Source organism: Rubritalea profundi (assembly GCF_002954445.1).
In the GTDB taxonomy this organism is placed as follows: domain Bacteria; phylum Verrucomicrobiota; class Verrucomicrobiia; order Verrucomicrobiales; family Akkermansiaceae; genus Rubritalea; species Rubritalea profundi.
Genome location: NZ_MQWA01000001.1, coordinates 410,212 through 411,691, shown reverse-complemented (window position 1 = coordinate 411,691; position 1,480 = coordinate 410,212). Strand labels below are relative to the sequence as shown.

The 1,480-nt window shown below is 49.3% G+C and carries 1 protein-coding gene; it reads left to right on the top strand.

Annotated elements, in window-relative coordinates:
- On the top strand, positions 1–1,197 hold a 1,197-nt coding region (locus tag BSZ32_RS01850), incomplete at its 5' end, for an SGNH/GDSL hydrolase family protein (protein ID WP_165788581.1).
- Positions 1,198–1,480: the final 283 nt, after the last annotated feature.

Here is a 1,480-nt window from a genome sequence, read left to right as displayed (position 1 = left end):
ATTAAGTGCCATTGCACCCAGGGGTATAATGCCTCTGGCTTCAAGCGTTCCAAGGCACCGCGCAATCAAGCGCCATACGTCGGCCTCGTCTCAAAGGCGCTTGAACTACGATTTAAAACTCCTGTGACGGCTAAGAATCTGGCTGTAGCTGGCAAGACCGCGAGTTGGGGGCTGAAGATGGCGGGCAAAGTGAAGCAAGAAAACCCAGACCTTGTGATCCTAGCCTTTGGGATGAATGACCGAGTTTCGCCCGAACAATTCCAAATAACTATACGTCAGATGGTGGAGGTGGTGCAGAAGGATTCCCCTGATGCTGACATAGTGCTGGTGTCCCCCATGATAGACAATCCTAACGCTAGGAAGAACGGACGAGTACTCAAGCTTCGTGATGCACTTCACCAAATTGACCTGCCAAATGTAGTACATGCCGATGTCACCACGCCGTGGAGGAAACTGCTTGAAAGGAAGCATTTTTCTGATCTAAGCGGGAATAATATCAACCACCCCAATGATTTTGGCCATCGTCTCTACGCCCAAGTCATTGGTACGCTATTCGAGAGCCAGAGCAATGGTCAGGTGTCAGTAATGGAGCCCGATCGCGCATTGCCCAAGGTTCTCATCATGGGCGATTCCATATCTATTGGTTACACCCCTCAAGTTAAAAATCTGCTGCAAGGCAAAGCAGAGGTGATTCACCACAAAGGAAATGCGGGCCCTACCATCCGAGGGCTGACAGGCATCGACCAATGGTTGGGTGATTCCCAGTGGGACCTCATTCACTTTAACTTTGGATTATGGGATATGTATGGCTGGGAATACGTCAAAGAAGATCGTTCACCGGCGATCTATGAAAAGAGGTTGGAGTCTCTGGTGCTGCGTTTGAAAAAAACTGGTGCAAAATTGATCTGGGCAACTACCACCCCGGCATGCCCCGAGCCTGAAGTCACCATGAAACGGCGCTTTAGCAGCGATGTTGTCATCGCACCAGCCCTCGAGCAACAATACCTCGATGCCGCCTTGCGGGTGATGGTAAAACACAAAATTCAGGTCAATGACCTCCACGCACTGGTTAAGCCTGAACTCAAGAAACATGCCATCGCGCCAAACAATGTTCACTTTACGCCAGATGGCCGCAACAAGCTGGCAAAACAGGTGGCCGAGACTATTGAGGTGGAGATTGGGAAAACCGTGAAGTAGAGGTGGGTTAGGCGTTTTACCATCCGCATCAACCCAAGCAAGATCCGTCATTTCGCAGCTTCTTGACCGCCGCAGCTTCAGCGTAGGAGGTTCGCCGAAAAAATTGAACCATCAACCTTGGCTCCCTTGGGCTAGAGCAAATACTGTGAACAATCTATGAGACAGACTAAATGAGATGTGAACAATCTATGAGACAGACTAAATGAGATGGAAATCGAAAAACCTTAGTATCTATAAAGGATCTTAGGTTTCGTCGATTCTCTATGAAGGGCTATGGCTGGGA